This window comes from Legionella genomosp. 1, from assembly GCF_900640215.1.
Lineage (GTDB): Bacteria > Pseudomonadota > Gammaproteobacteria > Legionellales > Legionellaceae > Legionella_C > Legionella_C quinlivanii_A.
The window spans coordinates 51,156-68,469 of the sequence record NZ_CAAAJH010000013.1 but is presented as its reverse complement, the minus strand read 5'-3'; the positions used below and the strand labels follow the sequence as shown (position 1 = coordinate 68,469).

Here is a 17,314-nt window from a genome sequence, read left to right as displayed (position 1 = left end):
AATCTGTTGATAATTAATCTGGCATTCTCTATATCAACGATACTGGTTCTTCTCATGAAAAAAAAGCCCATTGATATGGGCTTTTTTTAACAGTTTGCAGGTTCACTCCAGTGCTCTCTAAAACGGGATATCGTCATCCAGTTCGTCAAAGGCATTATGAGCAGCAGGGCTCATCTGCGGCTTTCCCATTCCTTGTTGAGCAGGTGCCTGCTGTGGCATATCACCGTAGTTAGAGGGGGCACTGCCTTTGCCGTCAAGCATTTGAATGTCATTGGCTACTATTTCGGTAGTATAGCGATCCTGGCCTTGTTGATCCTGCCATTTTCTGGTGCGCAGGCTGCCTTCCACATAGACTTTTGAGCCTTTACGAAGGTATTCACCGGCGATTTCGCCCAGTTTATTAAAACAGACTACGCGATGCCATTCGGTGCGTTCCTGTTTATCACCAGTTTGTTTATCTTTCCATGCTTCACTGGTCGCCACTGATAAGGTAGTTACCGCGTTTCCATTGGGCATATATCGAACATCGGGATCACCGCCAATATTGCCTATTAATATAACTTTATTAATTCCACGTGCCATTTCTACATTTCTCCTGAGGTTCTTGCGAGTGAGGAAAGGATTATAACGAATTTAAGCCAACAATTCATAGAGCTTCAGTGAGTTGATCTTCCGCTTATCGAGATCAGGGCAATTCCTTACTGCCATTAAAGAGTTTTGATCTTTGCCCTTGAAATCAGCTTTTTTATGATACATGTACGGCTTTGAATTTCACTATTTTGCACTAATGTCATTCATGGGCCAGCTAATAAGAAGCCAAATCAGGCTGTATATAGTATTCATAATGAATAAACCTGTAATCCCGACATACTGATAGCTAAGACCGGACAGCAAGCCACCGGCAAAAATTCCTAGAAACTGGCTGGTTGAATAAACACCCATTGCAGTGCCTTTATTGCTTTTACTCGCCTGACGGGAAATGATCGATGGTAATGACGCTTCAAGAATATTAAAGGCGACAAAGTAAATAAAAATCAGAATAAACAATGCGAGAAGCGTTGATGGAACAACTGCCAGCAAGAGCTGTGCCAGGGCTGTGAGGCTTACTGCTGTCAGAAAGATTAAACGCATTTTTTTCATGCGCTCTGCAATATAAATGAAGGGAAGCATGACAATAAAGGATAAAAGTAATACCGGTAAATAAAAATGCCATTGCTGGCTTAGATTACCTAGCTGTATTTGTGCTTTTAAAAGCATGGGGACCACATAGAACGTGGAGGTTAAAACCAGATGTTGAAAAAAAATACCGGCGTTTAAGCGCTGTAATCGGGTATCTCTCAGTACAGTACGCAGCAATTGGGGATTGGTTTCGCTTTCTGCATGAAAGCGTTCCTGTTCAGGAGAAGGAACAATAGTATAAAGAAATATCAAGCCAAGCAGCGATAAAACAAAGGTCAGATAGAAGATACTCGAAAGCCCATAGTGATGGGTAAGTACGGGACTTATTATCATTGCTGCAATAAAGGAGGTGCCAATGGTTAATCCTAAAATGGCCATGGCTTTGGTACGATCCTTATCTTCAGTCAGGTCAGCCAGCAAGGCAATCAGCACGCTGCCGATAGCGCCCATACCCTGTACAATGCGTGCTCCAATCATTCCAAAAATAGAGTGGGTCAATGCGCCCCAGAGGCTGCCTGCGGCAAATAAAATCAGGCCAATAGTAATCATACGCTTTCTGCCATAGCGATCTGAAAGGAGGCCGAAGGGAATTTGCAAAATACCCTGACTTAATCCGTAGCTGCCCAAAGCAATTCCAATCAGGCTCGCTGTGGCTCCGGACAATTGAACTGCGAGAACAGAAAATACAGGAATGAGCATGAAAAGACCAAGCATGCGAAAAGAAAACAGCATGGCAATGGGAACAACAGTTTTAGGCAGAGAATAGTTCATTCGGACAAAGCCAATGATTACAAAGCACAGATGGTACAAATTTGATGCCCTTGACACAAGCCCTTTGAACGATTGACAGTATTCATTAATCAGGGTAGCTTGCGTATTTTTTATATTTGGGAAATTGAATATGTCCTTAGTGTTTCGCGATCGAGTTGCTCTAATTACTGGCGGTGCCAGAGGTATTGGCAAAGCCTGTGCCCTGAAATTGGCAAAATCGGGTAGTGATATAGCAATTGTATATTACAACAGTTCGGATGAAGCCCTGGAGCTCGTTGAAGAGATTAAGTCATTAGGGAGAAAAGCCTGTGCCATTCAGGCGAACGTCGCTGATCACGCCTCGGTAAAGGACATGTTTGCAATTTTTCGTGAGCATTTTGACAAACTTGATTTTCTGATTAGTAATGCGGCCAGCGGTGTATTGAAACCCGCCTTAAAAATGTCTACAAAACACTGGCGCTGGTGTATGGAAACCAATGCTCTGGCCCTCAATCATTTAGTGTCTGAAGGACGTGAGCTGATGCAGCGCGGCGGTCGGGTAATTGCATTGTCAAGCCTTGGTGCTCATCGTGCGATACCTAATTATGCCTTTATTGGTGCTTCAAAGGCTGCCCTGGAAGCCTTAGTCCGCTCCCTGAGTCTGGAAATGGCTGAGTATGAGGTAACGGTTAACACCGTCTCCGCTGGGGTAGTGGACACCGATGCACTGAAACATTTTCCAAACCGTGAGCAACTTCTTGATGAATATCAGGCTCATTCCCTGGCTTCCAGGCCTCTGACGACAGAGGATGTGGCGAATGCGGTTTATCTTCTCTGTCTGCCTGAAGCACAAATGATCAATGCGCATACATTATTTGTTGATGCGGGCTACAGCAAGGTCGGTTGATTAGAGGAGCCTGGGCTTTAAAGGTAAAATTTATCTGATAGCTCCGAGCTTCGTCAATTTCGTAGCTGATTGCGAAAATTTTATGTTATAATCCTGAAATTTGTAAGCTAGAAGACTGCTGAGGAATAAGTATGAATGTAGAAAGCGTTTACCCCAAGGTTCGGGAAATTATCGCTGATGTATTGGTTATTGATGAAGAAGATGTTGCACTTGACAGCCGTTTAATTGCCGATTTGGGTGCAGAATCAATTGACTTCCTCGATTTGGTATTTCAGTTGGAAAAGGAATTCGGTATTAAGATTCCGCGTGGTCAACTGGAAAAAAACGCACGGGGAGACTTGCCTGAAGACGAGTTTGAGAAAGGCGGTGTCTTAAGTGTCAAGGGAATGCAGGCATTGAAAAATTATTTAAGTGAAGTTCCTGCCCAGCATTTCAAGGCGAACATGAAAGTAAATGAAATTCCAATGTTATTTACTGTTGAAACGTTCTGCAAATTGGTTGTCAGTGCAGTACAAGAACAAAAAACCAGCGAATCTGTAGCCTGATGCGTTTTCTATTTGTCGACAGGATCTTGCACTTATCGCCGGGTGAATTCATTCGCGGTATAAAACATATTACTGCTGATGATGGCTACTTACAACAAGATGAAAATGGACGCTTTGTGTTTCCTGCTTCATTTATAGGCGAAACCCTGGGGCAGCTTGCTGCCTGGAATGTCATGCATACCCAGGGCTTTGCCAATCGGCCGGTTGCCGGGGTAGTTGCCAGTGCCAGCCTGCATCGTCCAGCCTATCTTGGAGAAACCCTGTATCTCGAGTCTTTTATCGACTCGCTGGATGATACTGCAGTTCAATATCACAGCCTTGCACGTGTGGATGATGACCTGGTGTTTACAGTGGATGGCGCTTTGGGCCCATTGCTGCCTATGAGAGAGTTTATTGCCGAACAAGAGGTAAGAGAACAGTTTGCTGAAATTAATCGCCCCGGTGACTGGAATGCTGGCAGCAAGGCTATTGAAGAGAGTCTCTTTCATGCGACTCGGCAACCGATTGCCTATCCGATGACTTTTGACCGCGTGTTGAAGGAAGAACCTGGTCTGGCGTTGACTGCTGAGAAGCGCATTACCAGAGCAGCTCCCTGGTTCCCTGATCATTTTCCCCGCAATCCAGTACTACCAATGACCGTCTTGCTGGAGTGTAAAATCCATTTGGCAAGGTATTTCATTGAGCGAATGGGATTATTGAATCAATTCAAAATTAAAGAACTCCGTAAAATCAAGATGAATGATTTTGTGCATCCTGGCGATACTGTGATATGCCTGCTTCAGTTAAAAAAACAGGATGAAGAGCAGCTGGTACTTGTTTTCCGCAGTGAAGTTGAGGGGAAAAGGGTCTGTGTTCTTGAAATGGTTTGGCAGCGAAAGGTAAATTAATATGTCTAAAAAACGAGTAGCGATTACCGGATTGGGCATTGTTTCCCCATTGGGAAACGATGTGAGTTCCACATGGCAAAATCTAATGGCGGGTCAGTCGGGAATTAGTACAATTCAACAATTTGACGCCTCCGGATTTCCAGCACATATCGCTGCCGAAGTAAAATCCTTTGAGCTTTGCGAATCACTGCGCAGCAAAGATACCCGGTTTGCGATGTCATTTACCCGCTTTGCACTGGAGGCGGCGCGACAGGCGTTTGCTGATGCTGGAATTCAACCGCAGGCTGACACTGCAGCGCGCTGGGGAGTAGTCACTGGCAGCGGTATGATGACTGCTGAATTTGAATACTTGCAACGCTTCCAGAAAGCCTGTGCTGCTGATGGAAATATCAACTGGACAGAGCTAAACAAAAATACGCAGGATTTCTATAAGCTGACAGATTTTGGAAAAACCACCTCCAACTCAGGGCTTTCTCTTTTGATTCAGCAATTTGGAATCAAAGGCTATGCGAATTCAGTTCATACTGCCTGTGCTTCTGGAGGCCAGGCGCTTGGCCTGGCATTACAGGTACTGCGTCGAGGTGAGGCCGATTATATGCTGGCCGGTGGTTTTGATTCGATGATTAATCCTTTGGGCTTATCCAGTTTCTGTCTTCTGGGGGCTTTGTCTACCTATAATGAGCATCCTGCAACTGCCAGCAGGCCTTTTGATGGCACTCGCAATGGCTTTGTACTTGGTGAAGGTGCCGCGTTTCTTATCCTTGAGGATTGGAACAGAGCGAAGGCCAGAGGTGCCAGGATTTACGCGGAACTCGCCGGAGAAGGCAATTCGCTCAGCTCTTACCGGATTACAGACTCTCACCCAAATGGTGATGGAGCCCGCCAGGCAATTGAACGCGCATTAGCTGATGCTGGCGTAACAGCCCGCGATGTGGATTATATTAATGCACACGGTACGTCTACCAAGATGAACGATCTTAGTGAAACCAATGCGATTAAAGCTGTTTTCAAAGAAAGAGCTTATAGCCTGCCTGTCAGTTCAACCAAAAGCCAGACCGGACACCTGATTGCTGCGGCAGGGGCGCTTGAAGCTGCATTATCCGTACTTGCCATACAGCATGGACAAGTTCCCATGACGGCCAATTTAACCACTCAGGATCCGGATTGTGATCTGGATTATGTAAGTGATGGCCCTCGCGAGAAGTCTCTTGGCGTTGTGTTGTCCAATTCATTTGGATTTGGTGGTTCCAATAGTTGTCTTTTATTTAAACATCCTGAGTTTGGCGGATCTGTTCATGAATAACGAAAAAAAACGGGTTTTTATAACCGGTCTGAGTGCATTGACCGCCTGCGGTGAAACCCTTGATAAAACCTGGAATGCTATTTTAGCTGGCGAAACAGGAATTGAAGAAATTCGCCAGTGGGACTTGTCTTCGTGGCCCGCTCGTTTAGGCGGCGAGCTGAAAGATTTCCAACCCGGCCGAGCCTTACCTGATCGCAAATTAATGAAGGTGATATCCAGACATGATGCAATGGGCATTCATGCTGCTGTGGAGGCGATTAAGCATAGCGGCATGATTGACTATCGGGATAGTCTCGAATCTGCTGAGCACTTCAATGAGCAAACTGCTGTTTTTGTGGGCTCGCCAGGAAACAAATATTTCCAGCAGTATGATTTTCTGCCCTTACTTGCCAAGTCAGAAGGCAATATGCAGGAATTCGCCGCACAATTGTTTAATGAAGTCCATCCGATGTGGCTCTTACGCATACTGCCAAACAATGTGCTCGCTTATTCAGGAATTACCTACGGCTTTAAAGGCCCGAACCATAATATAACCAACCATGCGGCAGGCGGAATCCAGGCTTTGATTGAGGCCTATCATTCAATACAGCAAGGTCAGGCTGATAGAGCGGTCGTGGTGGCCTATGACGCCGGTGTTGAGCCGCAGGCCTTGTTCTATTATAACCAGCTGGGTGTTTTAAGTGAGCGTCATCTGAAGCCCTTTGATAAAGAACATGACGGCACCGTATTAGCGGAAGGCGCTACCGCGTTAATTCTTGAAAGTGAAGAAAGTGCGAGGGCGCGTGGTGCGGTATGCCTGGCTGAAGTCGCAGGCGGGCTGGCCTCCACTGAGGCTGCAGGACTGTTTTCCCTCGAAGCAGAGGGGGCGTCACTTGCCAGCTTACTGCAGCAAGCGTTGATATCCTGTAATCTGAGTGCTGCTGATATCGATTTAATTGTGGCTCATGGAAATGGCAATGCCAAATCTGACCTGAGTGAAGCATTTGCCATTCAGGAACTGGTTCAGGGAGCGCCTGTTCCGGTAACTGCCTATAAATGGGCAATGGGACATACCCTGACCGCCTCCGGCTTGCTGGATACGGTTTTAACGACCAGGGCGATTACTGAAAAATGCATTCCTGGTATTGCCAATCTGACCGAGACAGCCGCTCAGTGTGCTGAGTTAAACTTAAGCGCAAGTACGCGGGAGTTTGCGAATCAGCGCACTGCGCTGATCATCAACCGTGGCTTTGCCAGTATGAATGCTTGCGTGGTGATTAAATCCTGTGACTGAATCAGCGCATACAATCAATAACTTGCCGACGACTCGTTTAGGCCGTTTAATGTTCAGATACTTTCCCTATCGGAAAGCGGTAGTAATGGCCAATATTGATCAGGTTTATGGCGAGCAATTAAGCATTTCTGAAAAACAGCACCTGGCAAAGGCATTCTATTCGCATCTGCTGCTTTCAATTAAGGAAGGCCTGCAATTACGCTTTATGAGTCAGAAAAGACTCAGGGAATGTGTAGAGGTCAGAGGGCATGAGCGCATGCTGGCCGTTGCCGGTGAGGGAAAGGGGGTGCTGGTTTTAACGGGTCATTTTGGCAATTGGGAATTTGCGCCGCTTGGTGGGATCCTTAATTTCCAGGAATTTCAGGGACAATTTCATTTTATTCGACGCACCTTGGGTAATAAAACCATTGAGCGAATTCTGTTTGGCAGATATTACCGTGCCGGATTGAACGTTATTCCTAAAAAGAATTCATTACAGCAGGTCTGTGATGCCCTGGATAATAACCATGCGGTCATTTTTGTATTGGATCAGCATGCGTCGCTGGTGAATCGGGATGGGATTGCTGCCGAATTTTTTGGAAAAAAGGCAGGAACCTATCGCAGCCTGGCCAGTTTTGCCCGCCATACAGGCGTTCCGGTAGTTCCGGCTGCTGGTTATCGTTTGCCGAATGGCAAGCATGTTCTGGAGTTCTATGAGCCTATCGTCTGGCAGGATCATGGCAATACCCAGGAATCACTTTATCAAAATACTTTGGCATACAATCAGGCTTTGGAAAAAATAATTCTCGCCAATCCGGCACAATGGTTGTGGCTGCATAAGCGTTGGAAACTGAAGGATCAGGTTTAGGACTTATTTTGTAACTCCCCTGAGACGTCATCCTGAGCGTAGCGAAGATCTCAAACTGCTTAGAGCTGAGCCAGCTTCAGGAGATCCTTCACTGCGTTCAGGATGACGTTGAGACGATTTGATTGAATTAAAGTCCACAATCTGGAGAGTTACCTTGTTTTCAACATGGGGCTATATGTAATAAATTTGAAAAAAAAATATACTCACAGGTACAAACTAAAGTATTTGAGCTAGAATGATTCTTTAAATGCCTTTGAACAGCCAAAAATGCCTGCATTACATTTGTTATTTACGCTTGTAGTTGTCGTAGTTTGGGGAGTCAACTTTCTTTTTGTCAAACTGGGGTTGCAGGAAATTTCCCCGCTCATGCTTTGTGCGCTTCGCTTTGGGCTTGCCAGTATACCCGCGATTTTCTTCATCAGGCCGCCTGCCATTCCACTGCGCTCTATTATTTCTTATGGGCTGATTACCTTTGCTCTGCAGTTCTCCTTTTTCTTTGTAGGCATGTATATGGGAATGACGCCTGGAATGGCCTCCTTAATCATCCAGACTCAGGTTTTCTTCAGCATGTTGTTTGCCTTCCTGATTATTAAAGAAAAACCGGGAATTTGGCAAATAATTGGGGCGCTGGTATCGTTTATTGGAATTGGCATGGTTGCCTTGCACTTTGACAGTCAAGTCTCCCTGGGGGGATTTCTATGTTTACTCGGTGCTGCCGCGTCCTGGGGATTGGGTAATTTAATTATCAAAAAAGGTCCTAAAGTGAATATGATGGCGGTTGTGGTATGGGGCAGTTTTGTTGCCTTTATCCCCATGCTCATCCTGGCCCTGGCTTTTGACGGCATTCATTCATTGGGAAATACCCTCAATCATCTCAGCTGGAAAGGATTGGGTTCATTACTTTATATCGTCTATGTATCGACCTGGGTGGGCTATGGGCTTTGGAACTGGCTATTAAGCCGTTATCCCATTGCGGTCATTGTACCCTACACTTTACTGGTCCCTGTTGTGGGAATGATTAGCTCTTCCTTGTTCCTGGATGAGCCTTTTCAGGATTGGAAAATAAAGGCCGCTTTATTCGTGCTCTCCGGCCTCGTGATTAATATTCTTAGCATCAAACTTCGCTCTCAGCTTAAGGCGAAATCTGCGGTGGCTGGGAGATTATCACCCATAGCCGGCAAAGAAGAACCCGAGCCAAACAAATGATTGCCAGAACGTGACTGACTGAAACTCCTTACCGGCGCTGGTTGATCACCTGAGCTTGTTTTATGGGTTACATCCTGCACAAGGTTTAACTGGCTGATCACAGGGCCGAATGAGGAAAGCTCATTTTCCTGTTCCAGTATTGATTGCATAGCGTCCAATTGATTATTTTGTATATACAAGCAAAGTAATTGATGACGATTGCCAATGAATAATTCCTTATGATTAGTTAGCCAGCGCTCTATTTTTGGATTGTCAGGCATTAGAGCGCCTAGTTTCTGGTAAGTTTTTTCAATCTGCTCACGCAGGTCCAGTTCATTGGATGGCAAAGACTGCCATTCAAACAGGCGCAATGCTTCGTATAAGGCGTTCAGGCTCCTCGGTGAGACGTCCTGACGGCTATGCTTCAGCAATTGCTCCAGATCCTTGGGTAAGACTGAACCTTCAGCAAGGACATCCATTTTCTGATAGCTAAAGCGGGATGAATCTACTGGATTTTCAAATGGGAGCACATAACGGGGTGCCCTCGGTTTGAACCAGCCTTCCCAACCGTAGAAAAATGACCGCCTGCACCATAATCGGAACGATAAGAGCCATCCTGATTTAGTCATTAATTTGCGTTCAAACTTTGCTTCCTGTTTTGCGCATTGAAGATGAGCCTCAACCTCGGGGTTGGCTTTAGCGAAAGGTTTCATTTCTTTACAAAATTGAACCAGCTCATCATATTTTTTCTGCATTCCTGGAATTTGTAAGTATTTTTCCGCATTAAAACAGAGCAAATGAAATTTAATTCGGTTATTTAACAACTGCGGGTAATTAATCAGACAGTTGAACAACACATTGCCTGTCTCTTTATTTAAGTCAGGCTGTGTTAACAGCCAGCTGACTTTTTCGAGCAGCGCTTGCTGATCTGATAGAATCTTGCTTTGAGGATGAGAGTCCAGATAATCTTCCAGAAATAATTGCAGCATTTCTGGCTTGCCATGGAAATGAATCAGAAAATAACTTAAAAAACTGATGGTTTCTTCAGTCTGACTAATTGCGCTTAATAAGGTCTTATTTTCCCAAGGCGATTGGAATTCGCTTTCTGTAGTTTCTGTTGCAGGGAGATTACTGGTTTGCCAAAGTCTTTGGGCTGGGCTGGATGCTGTTGTGCCTTGGCTTTTTGCTTTAAGCCAAACAGGCTCAAGCATTCTTTTGGTATTAATTCGTCCATCTTCATAGAAAATTGAGCAGTCTGAAAAAACGGTGTTGCTATAGCGATAGGTTCTTGTAATCTCAATAATTGATTCTTTGAGAGAGTCAAAATGATTATCTTCATAGAGGCTGAGTAATAGTTGCATACTCTGATTGGTCAATTTAGCTTCTCTTTGCTTCAGGGAATAGATGAGCTCGCCAATAAACTGAACCAGCGCTGGTTCTTTTTGATTTCGGTGCAGGTATAAGTGAATACAGTGATCCAGATGAACCCCGCTGTATAAGCCCGTCAAAGAGGCGGGGTGCTGTATATCAGGCAGTTTGTTCTTAAAACGCGCGTTAATGATCCTGGAGAGGAGCTCGTCACGTATGGGATTTTCGAGTTGTCTCATGAGTTCCGCAAAATCAGGGAGAATATTCATCAGGATGATTAATGGCTTTTGAGCTCCAGGCAGGCGGGCATAATGTTTAAACCAATAGAGGAGGAAGGATGATCTCTGTTCAGCGATACATTCGAGCAGATTGTTCAATATTTCAGGCGTGAAATGATTAAATTGTCTGAATGAACAAAGTATTTCGGCTGCGGCCTCTGCCTGCAAGCTGCTGAGACTACCTTCAGGGATTAGTGGCAGCTTGATATGATTCGACAGTGAGCCGAGGCGCAGGGAACCAGGACGACTTGCGGTTAAGCTTGGACTGTCGAGCAGTGTTTGTCCCGGAAATTGCAGCAGGCAATCTGCACGGCTCAGCAGATGGCAGACTAGTAAATTGTTTAAACTGGTATTGTCAATTCTTTTTGAGAGAGCCATTAGCGCATCAACCGGGAATTGGCAGACCATTAACAGATTTAGAAATTCCTTAATCGATTGCTCGTCTTCTAAAACAGCCTGCTGATGCTGCTTTTCCAACAAGGCTATTCTTAGCCAGGCAGGATTCGCCGCTGTCTTTTTTGCCAGTAACTGCGGTTTGATCCACTTCCAGCTGAGTAATGGAGTAAATAATGTCAAAATCCGGTCATCAATAGCTGTTTTCTTGTCCAGGCTAATCAATAAGCACTGACGTAATGACTCAGGATACAAGTGCAATTCATTGCAAAATTCCTCTACTAATCCCGCATGAATAAGCAGCCCAATTAATTTGTCCAGCCATTGGAGTTGCTCAGCCTGCTGTTCACCGATATCGAGCATCCATCGCTTGAGCTTATCCAGCAAATCATGCGGTTGTTTTGTTCTGTTAAAACGTAATGCCAGATAATGAAAATACACCGCGGGATACTCTCGATAGACTGAGGAGCAAAGTTCATCCACTCTTTGCAAAAACGTTTCATCGTCAGATGACAGCAAGGTTTCCACTAGCAATATGTTTTCTGTTAATTGAGCCGATACCTCAGTGTTATTGTGCTCCTTCCAATGCTGAAGAATGGAATTCATAGAGGCATTAGCTGAGAAATCAATAACGTCTTTTTTTATATCGGCTGATGCTGTATTCAGCCAAATAGTGAATTCAGCAGAGGGTTCTACAGAGAAAACCAGTTTTTGCAAGGTCGTAAGCGAAGCGACAGACTCTCTGGTTAATTGTCCAAACTGTGCTGCAGTCAATTCGGCCAGACAAGAGGGAGCAGGTACCGTTTCTGAAAAATAATTGGCTAAGTGTTGTTGTAAACGGTTTTTGATCTGCTCAATACAAAACCTGCCTGAGCTGGGATGATGGCTCAGGGTATTCAGAAATTGATAGTGGGAGGCTGGATTTTCAAGCGCAATTCTAATGGTATGCCGTAAAAGCTGCTCATTAAGGGCCTGAATCAGGTTCAGATTTTGCTGATTCTCAAGCAAATAACTCAGGCTTAGTAAAAATTCCAGGGTAATCGCCTCATTAGGCGGGTTAAAGGCTGGTGCATAACTGTTAAAGATGATAGCAAGCTCTGCTACGTCAAGCTTAAGACCGGGGCTTCTTAATGCTGCCAGGCGTTCATTATCATAATGATTATGCCCGCTTTTTAATGCTTCAGCAGCAATCATTCGCCCGTGTTTTTTTAGTCTTTCCTCATTGATGTGTAAATGCTGAATTTCCGTGTGCAGCCACTGCAGTTCCAAATTCTGGCTTAAGGATTCGGGGAGAGTCACAAGCCCTGCCTGCCTTTTTGAAATGCCTGAAGCCTGAGCTTTCTGTACCATGGACAAAAGTAGGGGGGCATAAGCTAAACGATAAAAACGGGTGCAGGTCAATAATTCTTCGATACTTTGACTATCCATGCCATAAAGTACCGAAACCAGCTCCTGGATACTTGGATATTTTGTTAGCAGCTTGCTGAATTTAGCCAGATTCGCTGCGTGTACGGGGTTTTCTCTTTGCTGCAGATGAGTTATCAGTAATGAAGGGGATACAGCGCTAAGTAGTTTGTATAACAAGGGAGGAATAATGTTTATGCCTGATTGTGTAAACAAACAGTTGTCCAGAATGCACTCCTGGACTTTTATATCCTGTAGAATCTGGGGATCTCTAAAAAAAACATCCAGCAGCTCATTAAATTTCGTGCCGATTAGAAACTGCTGTTGTTCCTGCCATTCTTTATGAAGAGTCTGGGCATTAGCCAAGGCATCACTTTCTGCTTTAGGAAGCAGGCTAATGCGCTTCATATTAATTCTGGCAAAATAAGACTCAGGATTAAACAAGGCATGCAGACGAGGTGAGGAGTAATATTCAATTGCTGTGAGATGGAGCTTAAATTTTCGCCATGCGCCTTGAATGGTTTGAATTTGTTCCTGTGTAAGCGCATTAAGCGGCAGGCCCTCGGATTGACCGAGTGAATCGAAGAAGTTAATTAGTTCACTGACTGATTTGGGCAAGTCATTGATGACCTGTTCTGCGATTCCTTTTCCCTGTTGCAGCAAGGGTTGTATTATATTTTTAACGAACCCGGTATTCGCCAATGGATGAGAGGGATTTGCCGCTTCCTCTCCAAGTTCCATTAGCACGCCTTCAATCAGGGGCAGTCTTTGCAGCCAACGGGCTGACACGAGGGTATTTTCAGAAACATTCCCGGTATTGGCCAATGGTTCGTAAAATTCATTGAGCTTTATGATTTCCTCAAGAAATTCCATATGGGCCTGCATGGCGATAACTTGGTCAGTAAAACCTAAATACTTTAAAAGAAGAGGATGGCATTGCCAGCCTTTCCAGGGATGGAGCCAGGCATCGCGCATATACTGATTTAGAAGTCCTGCGCTCTCGATGGGCATTTCCCAATCCGGGTTTTTTAAAAAACTCTGTATCTGCTGGCGTCGTGAAACGGATTCCATTATGAGTTGATGCAGCTGCTCCTGACCGGCGTTTTCTTCTGTATAATTTGCCAGAGCAGCCAATGCCTGCTCGCCGGCGTTAATTTTATTCAACCAGTCGGCAAGAGCCAGATGATTGCGCTGCAAATATTGGAACAGACTGTTGACGAAATTAAATTTTAGTTTGGGCTGTGTCTGGCTATTCAATATCCGGCACAACTGTTCCGCAGAGGTTAACTCAGACAGTAATCTATCGATCTGTGCGGGCGCCAGGGTGTGAATCCCTTCCGGATGTCTGGCAATTAAATCGACAAAAACGAAAAGTGTCTGGCTGTGTAAAAAAATCTCATATAATGCCTGTACTGATAGCACTCTGGCCAGGGTAATCAGAGAAGACCATTGAACGTCTTCCAGTTTGCTTTGCTGTAACACATTGACGGCCAGTTTTTTTTGCCTTTCGAGTGTAAGCTTATGAAATAAGAGAACATATTGCTCTTCTGTGATCTTGGCAGGAGGTTTCATAAGCAGGGATTGGATAAACTCCTGGCAGCAATCGCTATCCATAAAGCCTTGATTCTGGATAATATCAAAATGCTCCAGCAGCGTGCTGGTGAACGGATGATGCTCAATATCAGCCTCGGGCAGATCGGTAAGCCAAATATTGACTGCCTGTGAAAACTGCTGGCTGCCAAGGATAATCGACGTCCAGGCGGTATGCCGTTGCCGCAAAATTTCCATACTGTTAAATGTAACCTGCTGGAACTCCTGGACAAACTGATAGTGGTTAGATTTATGAACCGCAGAGTTAGAGGATAGTTTCGCAAAAAATTCAATCTGGCCTAAAACCAATGCCCGATGAGATTCCTGCCCATGATTTAAATCGAGCTCCATTAACATTCGGTTAAACACGGGAATCACATCCAGGTTCACTGATTCCGGTTTAATTTGCCGTTGTGCGTCTGCAAGATGACGCTCTCTATCTACTGGGGTGAACAATTTTAACTGTTCAGCCAGAATTGGATAATGCATGGCCGGCAGTGATTTCTGTGCTAATTCAATGAAAAGTTTCGACAAATAAAACTGTAGTTCAGGCAACGCATAGACCGTTTGCAGAAAGCCTTGCTCTCTTGGCAACAAAGAGAACAGGCTTGCCCGGTCAATCGTATCCAATTGGCCATTTTTGATAAGCTGCTTCAGCCAGTCTGGGAAATTTTGAACAATTTCCTCTGTCTTGCCAGTATCAACGAGCCAAAATATTTCCTCCTGGGAAAGCCCTGACATGGCTTTTTTAAAATGGCGAAGGCTTACAATAAATTGAAAAACCTGATTGTCCAAAACCGGATTTTCAGCCTGCGAATTGGTTTGATTAATGAGTTGATGAATAAATAATTGCGGTGTTTCCTGTAAGTCTACGGTCTTTCTTACCTTAGCCCAGTTATTTAAGGTGGGGCCTTCCAGTGATTGAAGAAGTATGTTGATGAGATCCATATCGGGAATTTTCTCGAGCAACTCATCATCAATCTGGCTTAGGTAATCAGGGCTTAGTATGGATCCTGACTGGTTTGTAAGCGTGATACTTAGCTCTTTGAGGGTTTGGGATTGCCCTAGTTGTGTACAAAGTAATAATTGGCATGCGTTTTCACTATATTGTCCAGCATGCAGTAATTTCCAGCAACTATGCTTTAGTGCATTAAAATTACTCTTTCCAGCAGCGCTTAACAAATGCTCCACTTTGTAGAGATTCTTAAAGATCTTTTGCAATACAGAGGCTTGGTTTTTGTAGAAATGTAAGAGACGCAAGGCCCGCTCATCCATTTTTTCAGGATTATACGTAATTAAGTCGAGGATGCGGACTGCGCGTAACTTCAGGTCATTGTCCGCATTATTAACGAGTAAACCCTGAAGAATTTGCGGGGTGTAGTCTTGTAGTATGGACGAGCGTGAGCAAAGAGAGTGAAAACAGGCCGGTGTCGTAAACAGCTGTTCTGCAATGAGGGTAACAACATTCTTGTCATCCTCATTGTTATATTTAATCCATTGATGTATTGGAGCCGAACTATCCAGTGTCGCTTGCATGCGAGTGCAAAACTGTATCAGTAACTGATGTAAGGGAGCCAGATAACTGCTGTCCTGTTTTGATTTTCTAATTAAACTGATAATGAGCTGAATGAGATGGGCTGGTTCAAGTTCTGGCAGTACGGCATCGAGAATTTCCTGATGGACCTGAGGAGTCAACAGTATTAAATATTCAAAAAATGAATGCTTATCTTTCTTCTTCAGATAATCACTTAAGAAGGTAAACTTTTCGTCGGTATTCTGATTACGGAGTAAATGGATATAAAAACGATAAAATTCCTCTTTGCTGAGCAACTCAAGCAGTTGCTGTTGTTCTTTAGCCGATATTGTCCTTATCAAATTTAAAAGAAAGGGAAACAGCAGGACCTTTTTTATATTGGTTTCAAACAGGGCAGAAAGCCATGCCATTGATAATTTGGAAAATCCATTAAGATGCGAGGAAATGAGTTCCAAAGGTTGCGCTCTGGATTTCTTGGGTAAAATCGCAATCGTCTGCGCTATCCGTTTGCAATCAGCTGCCTGGTTAGCCGATGATTTCAATTTTTCACACAGCACACGGCAATATTGTTTACAAAGCGATTCCTCCGGGTGAAAAATCTGCTGTAAAGCCAGAATGTGGCTGCAAATGGGAATTAACTGTTCTAATTCGAGCAAATGGAGCAAGCTTTCAGTTAGCCGTTGGGATTGACCTGAGTTCTGGGTTAAGAAATTGATGGTGAAACTCTGGTCCGGAGTATTCCGGCTTATGTCTTTCACGAACTGGAGCAATTGCTCAAGTTCCTCAGTTTGCTTGTAATACTCACTTAAAAAGCGGATACAAAAAGCAGTATTTAGTTTATCGCGTTTGAAAAACTGTTTGAACAGCTCTTTTCCGCTGGCTGCTTTGGAGACGGCAACCATTACCGGAATTATTTCGGCAACAAATTGCGTGTCTTCCCAGTTAAACAGGGAATAATGAGTAAAAACTTCTGAGACCAGGCTTTCCTGGAGAGGTTTTTCCGCAGAGCTTTTCAGGCGGGCGATCATTAGCCAGTTAGCCAGATTCGGCCTGTCCGCTATAATTTTCTGATAAGCGCTTTCCGAAGCTTTGGCTCTGATGGCGAGCGCCTGAATAAGATTTTCATATTTGTTTAGATACGTCTGTCTGGATGAGGCAAATCGTCCGTGAGCCTCCTGATTTTCCTTGGCGTAGGTAGAGGCTATGGCGCGCAGTTTTAAAATGCTGTCAATAAGCTCCTCATCCTCGAGCAAGAGTGACAGGCTGTTAATGGATTGGGCAGGTATTTCCGCTGCAGAAAGCAGGAGGCAACTGCTCAGACGCTGCAAATGAGCTTTGGCTTCGGGTTCCTGGAGTGATTCATTTTTCAGGATATAGCCAATCAATTCACCAAGCCAGACGGCATCCTTTTCTGGTCTATCGGTCAGTGCGGCATAAAGCGTTTCCCGCTGCGTATTGGATAAGATGGCCAGCAAACTGGTTAAGGCTGTTCTGCGCTCGCCTGACTTAATCCAGGTGCTTAGAGCAAGCAGACATTGAGGCCATAAGTCAGGGGTTTCATTGATTCTGTCGAAGCTTGCTTTAAGTGCTTGCTGTTGATCTCGCTCCAGAATCTGTGAAAGAAAATGAATGGTTATCCTGGTGGTAATCACCTCCAGTCTGTCATCGCTTCCACCGGTTTCGATCACCCTTAACAAGGTTTCCAATAAATCAAAAGAGTGCTGCTGAGCCAAATCATCAACAAGCTTGCTTAACAGGCTAATATCCGGTTTGTCTGATTGATAAGCAATGAGTAAAGCAGGGAGATCGGCTTTGGCCAGTAATGAGTCGACAAATTGATTGGGCATTTAAAACCTCCTTGTTACAGCGCA

Annotated in this window: 10 protein-coding genes; 7 read left to right on the top strand and 3 right to left on the bottom strand. The window is 44.5% G+C overall.

Annotated features, from left to right (window positions below; genetic code table 11):
- Positions 1–117 precede the first annotated feature (117 nt).
- Positions 118–582 carry a single-stranded DNA-binding protein gene (gene ssb / locus E1O89_RS12035; protein WP_112220487.1) on the bottom strand — a complete coding sequence of 155 codons (465 nt, stop codon included), beginning with the start codon at positions 580–582 and terminating at the stop codon, positions 118–120.
- 192 nt (positions 583–774) lie between these two features.
- Entirely contained in the window at positions 775–1,950 is a 1,176-nt protein-coding gene (locus tag E1O89_RS12030) for an MFS transporter (protein ID WP_133140376.1), read from the bottom strand.
- Between the two features lie 130 nt (positions 1,951–2,080).
- Here E1O89_RS12030 and fabL point away from each other — a divergent pair, with 130 nt between their 5' ends.
- The 7 genes from fabL to E1O89_RS11995 all read left to right on the top strand — a co-directional run bounded on the left by fabL (position 2,081) and on the right by E1O89_RS11995 (position 8,897).
- Positions 2,081–2,836 carry an enoyl-[acyl-carrier-protein] reductase FabL gene (gene fabL, locus E1O89_RS12025; RefSeq protein ID WP_133140375.1) on the top strand — a complete coding sequence of 252 codons (756 nt, stop codon included), beginning with the start codon at positions 2,081–2,083 and terminating at the stop codon, positions 2,834–2,836.
- A 131-nt stretch (positions 2,837–2,967) separates the two neighbouring features.
- Entirely contained in the window at positions 2,968–3,381 is a 414-nt protein-coding gene (locus E1O89_RS12020; RefSeq protein WP_058507962.1) for an acyl carrier protein, read from the top strand.
- Complete coding sequence (locus E1O89_RS12015) at positions 3,381–4,268, top strand: 3-hydroxyacyl-ACP dehydratase FabZ family protein (RefSeq protein ID WP_133140374.1); 888 nt, start codon at positions 3,381–3,383, stop codon at positions 4,266–4,268. Before E1O89_RS12020 ends, E1O89_RS12015 begins: the two co-directional genes overlap by 1 nt.
- A 1-nt stretch (position 4,269) precedes the next feature.
- Positions 4,270–5,571: a beta-ketoacyl-[acyl-carrier-protein] synthase family protein gene (locus E1O89_RS12010; RefSeq protein WP_133140373.1), complete on the top strand. Its 1,302-nt coding sequence runs from the start codon at positions 4,270–4,272 to the stop codon at positions 5,569–5,571.
- Positions 5,564–6,844 carry a beta-ketoacyl-[acyl-carrier-protein] synthase family protein gene (locus E1O89_RS12005; RefSeq protein WP_133140372.1) on the top strand — a complete coding sequence of 427 codons (1,281 nt, stop codon included), beginning with the start codon at positions 5,564–5,566 and terminating at the stop codon, positions 6,842–6,844. The genes E1O89_RS12010 and E1O89_RS12005 overlap by 8 nt, the downstream gene beginning before the upstream one ends.
- Entirely contained in the window at positions 6,837–7,691 is an 855-nt protein-coding gene (locus E1O89_RS12000) for a lysophospholipid acyltransferase family protein (RefSeq protein WP_133140371.1), read from the top strand. Before E1O89_RS12005 ends, E1O89_RS12000 begins: the two co-directional genes overlap by 8 nt.
- 267 nt (positions 7,692–7,958) lie before the next feature.
- Complete coding sequence (locus E1O89_RS11995; protein WP_133140370.1) at positions 7,959–8,897, top strand: EamA family transporter; 939 nt, start codon at positions 7,959–7,961, stop codon at positions 8,895–8,897.
- Here E1O89_RS11995 and E1O89_RS11990 read toward each other — a convergent pair.
- Entirely contained in the window at positions 8,819–17,290 is an 8,472-nt protein-coding gene (locus E1O89_RS11990) for a hypothetical protein (RefSeq protein ID WP_133140369.1), read from the bottom strand. The two genes, E1O89_RS11995 and E1O89_RS11990, sit on opposite strands and share 79 nt — an antisense overlap.
- Positions 17,291–17,314 lie beyond the last annotated feature (24 nt).

Excerpts from the sequence above, each read along its gene's own strand:
- ssb (WP_112220487.1), bottom strand. The coding sequence starts at position 582 with ATGGCACGTGGAATTAATAAAGTTATATTAATAGGCAATATTGGCGGT.
- E1O89_RS12030 (WP_133140376.1), bottom strand. The coding sequence starts at position 1,950 with ATGAACTATTCTCTGCCTAAAACTGTTGTTCCCATTGCCATGCTGTTT.
- fabL (WP_133140375.1), top strand. The coding sequence starts at position 2,081 with ATGTCCTTAGTGTTTCGCGATCGAGTTGCTCTAATTACTGGCGGTGCC.
- E1O89_RS12020 (WP_058507962.1), top strand. The coding sequence starts at position 2,968 with ATGAATGTAGAAAGCGTTTACCCCAAGGTTCGGGAAATTATCGCTGAT.
- E1O89_RS12015 (WP_133140374.1), top strand. The coding sequence starts at position 3,381 with ATGCGTTTTCTATTTGTCGACAGGATCTTGCACTTATCGCCGGGTGAA.
- E1O89_RS12010 (WP_133140373.1), top strand. The coding sequence starts at position 4,270 with ATGTCTAAAAAACGAGTAGCGATTACCGGATTGGGCATTGTTTCCCCA.
- E1O89_RS12005 (WP_133140372.1), top strand. The coding sequence starts at position 5,564 with ATGAATAACGAAAAAAAACGGGTTTTTATAACCGGTCTGAGTGCATTG.
- E1O89_RS11995 (WP_133140370.1), top strand. The coding sequence starts at position 7,959 with ATGCCTGCATTACATTTGTTATTTACGCTTGTAGTTGTCGTAGTTTGG.
- E1O89_RS11990 (WP_133140369.1), bottom strand. The coding sequence starts at position 17,290 with ATGCCCAATCAATTTGTCGACTCATTACTGGCCAAAGCCGATCTCCCT.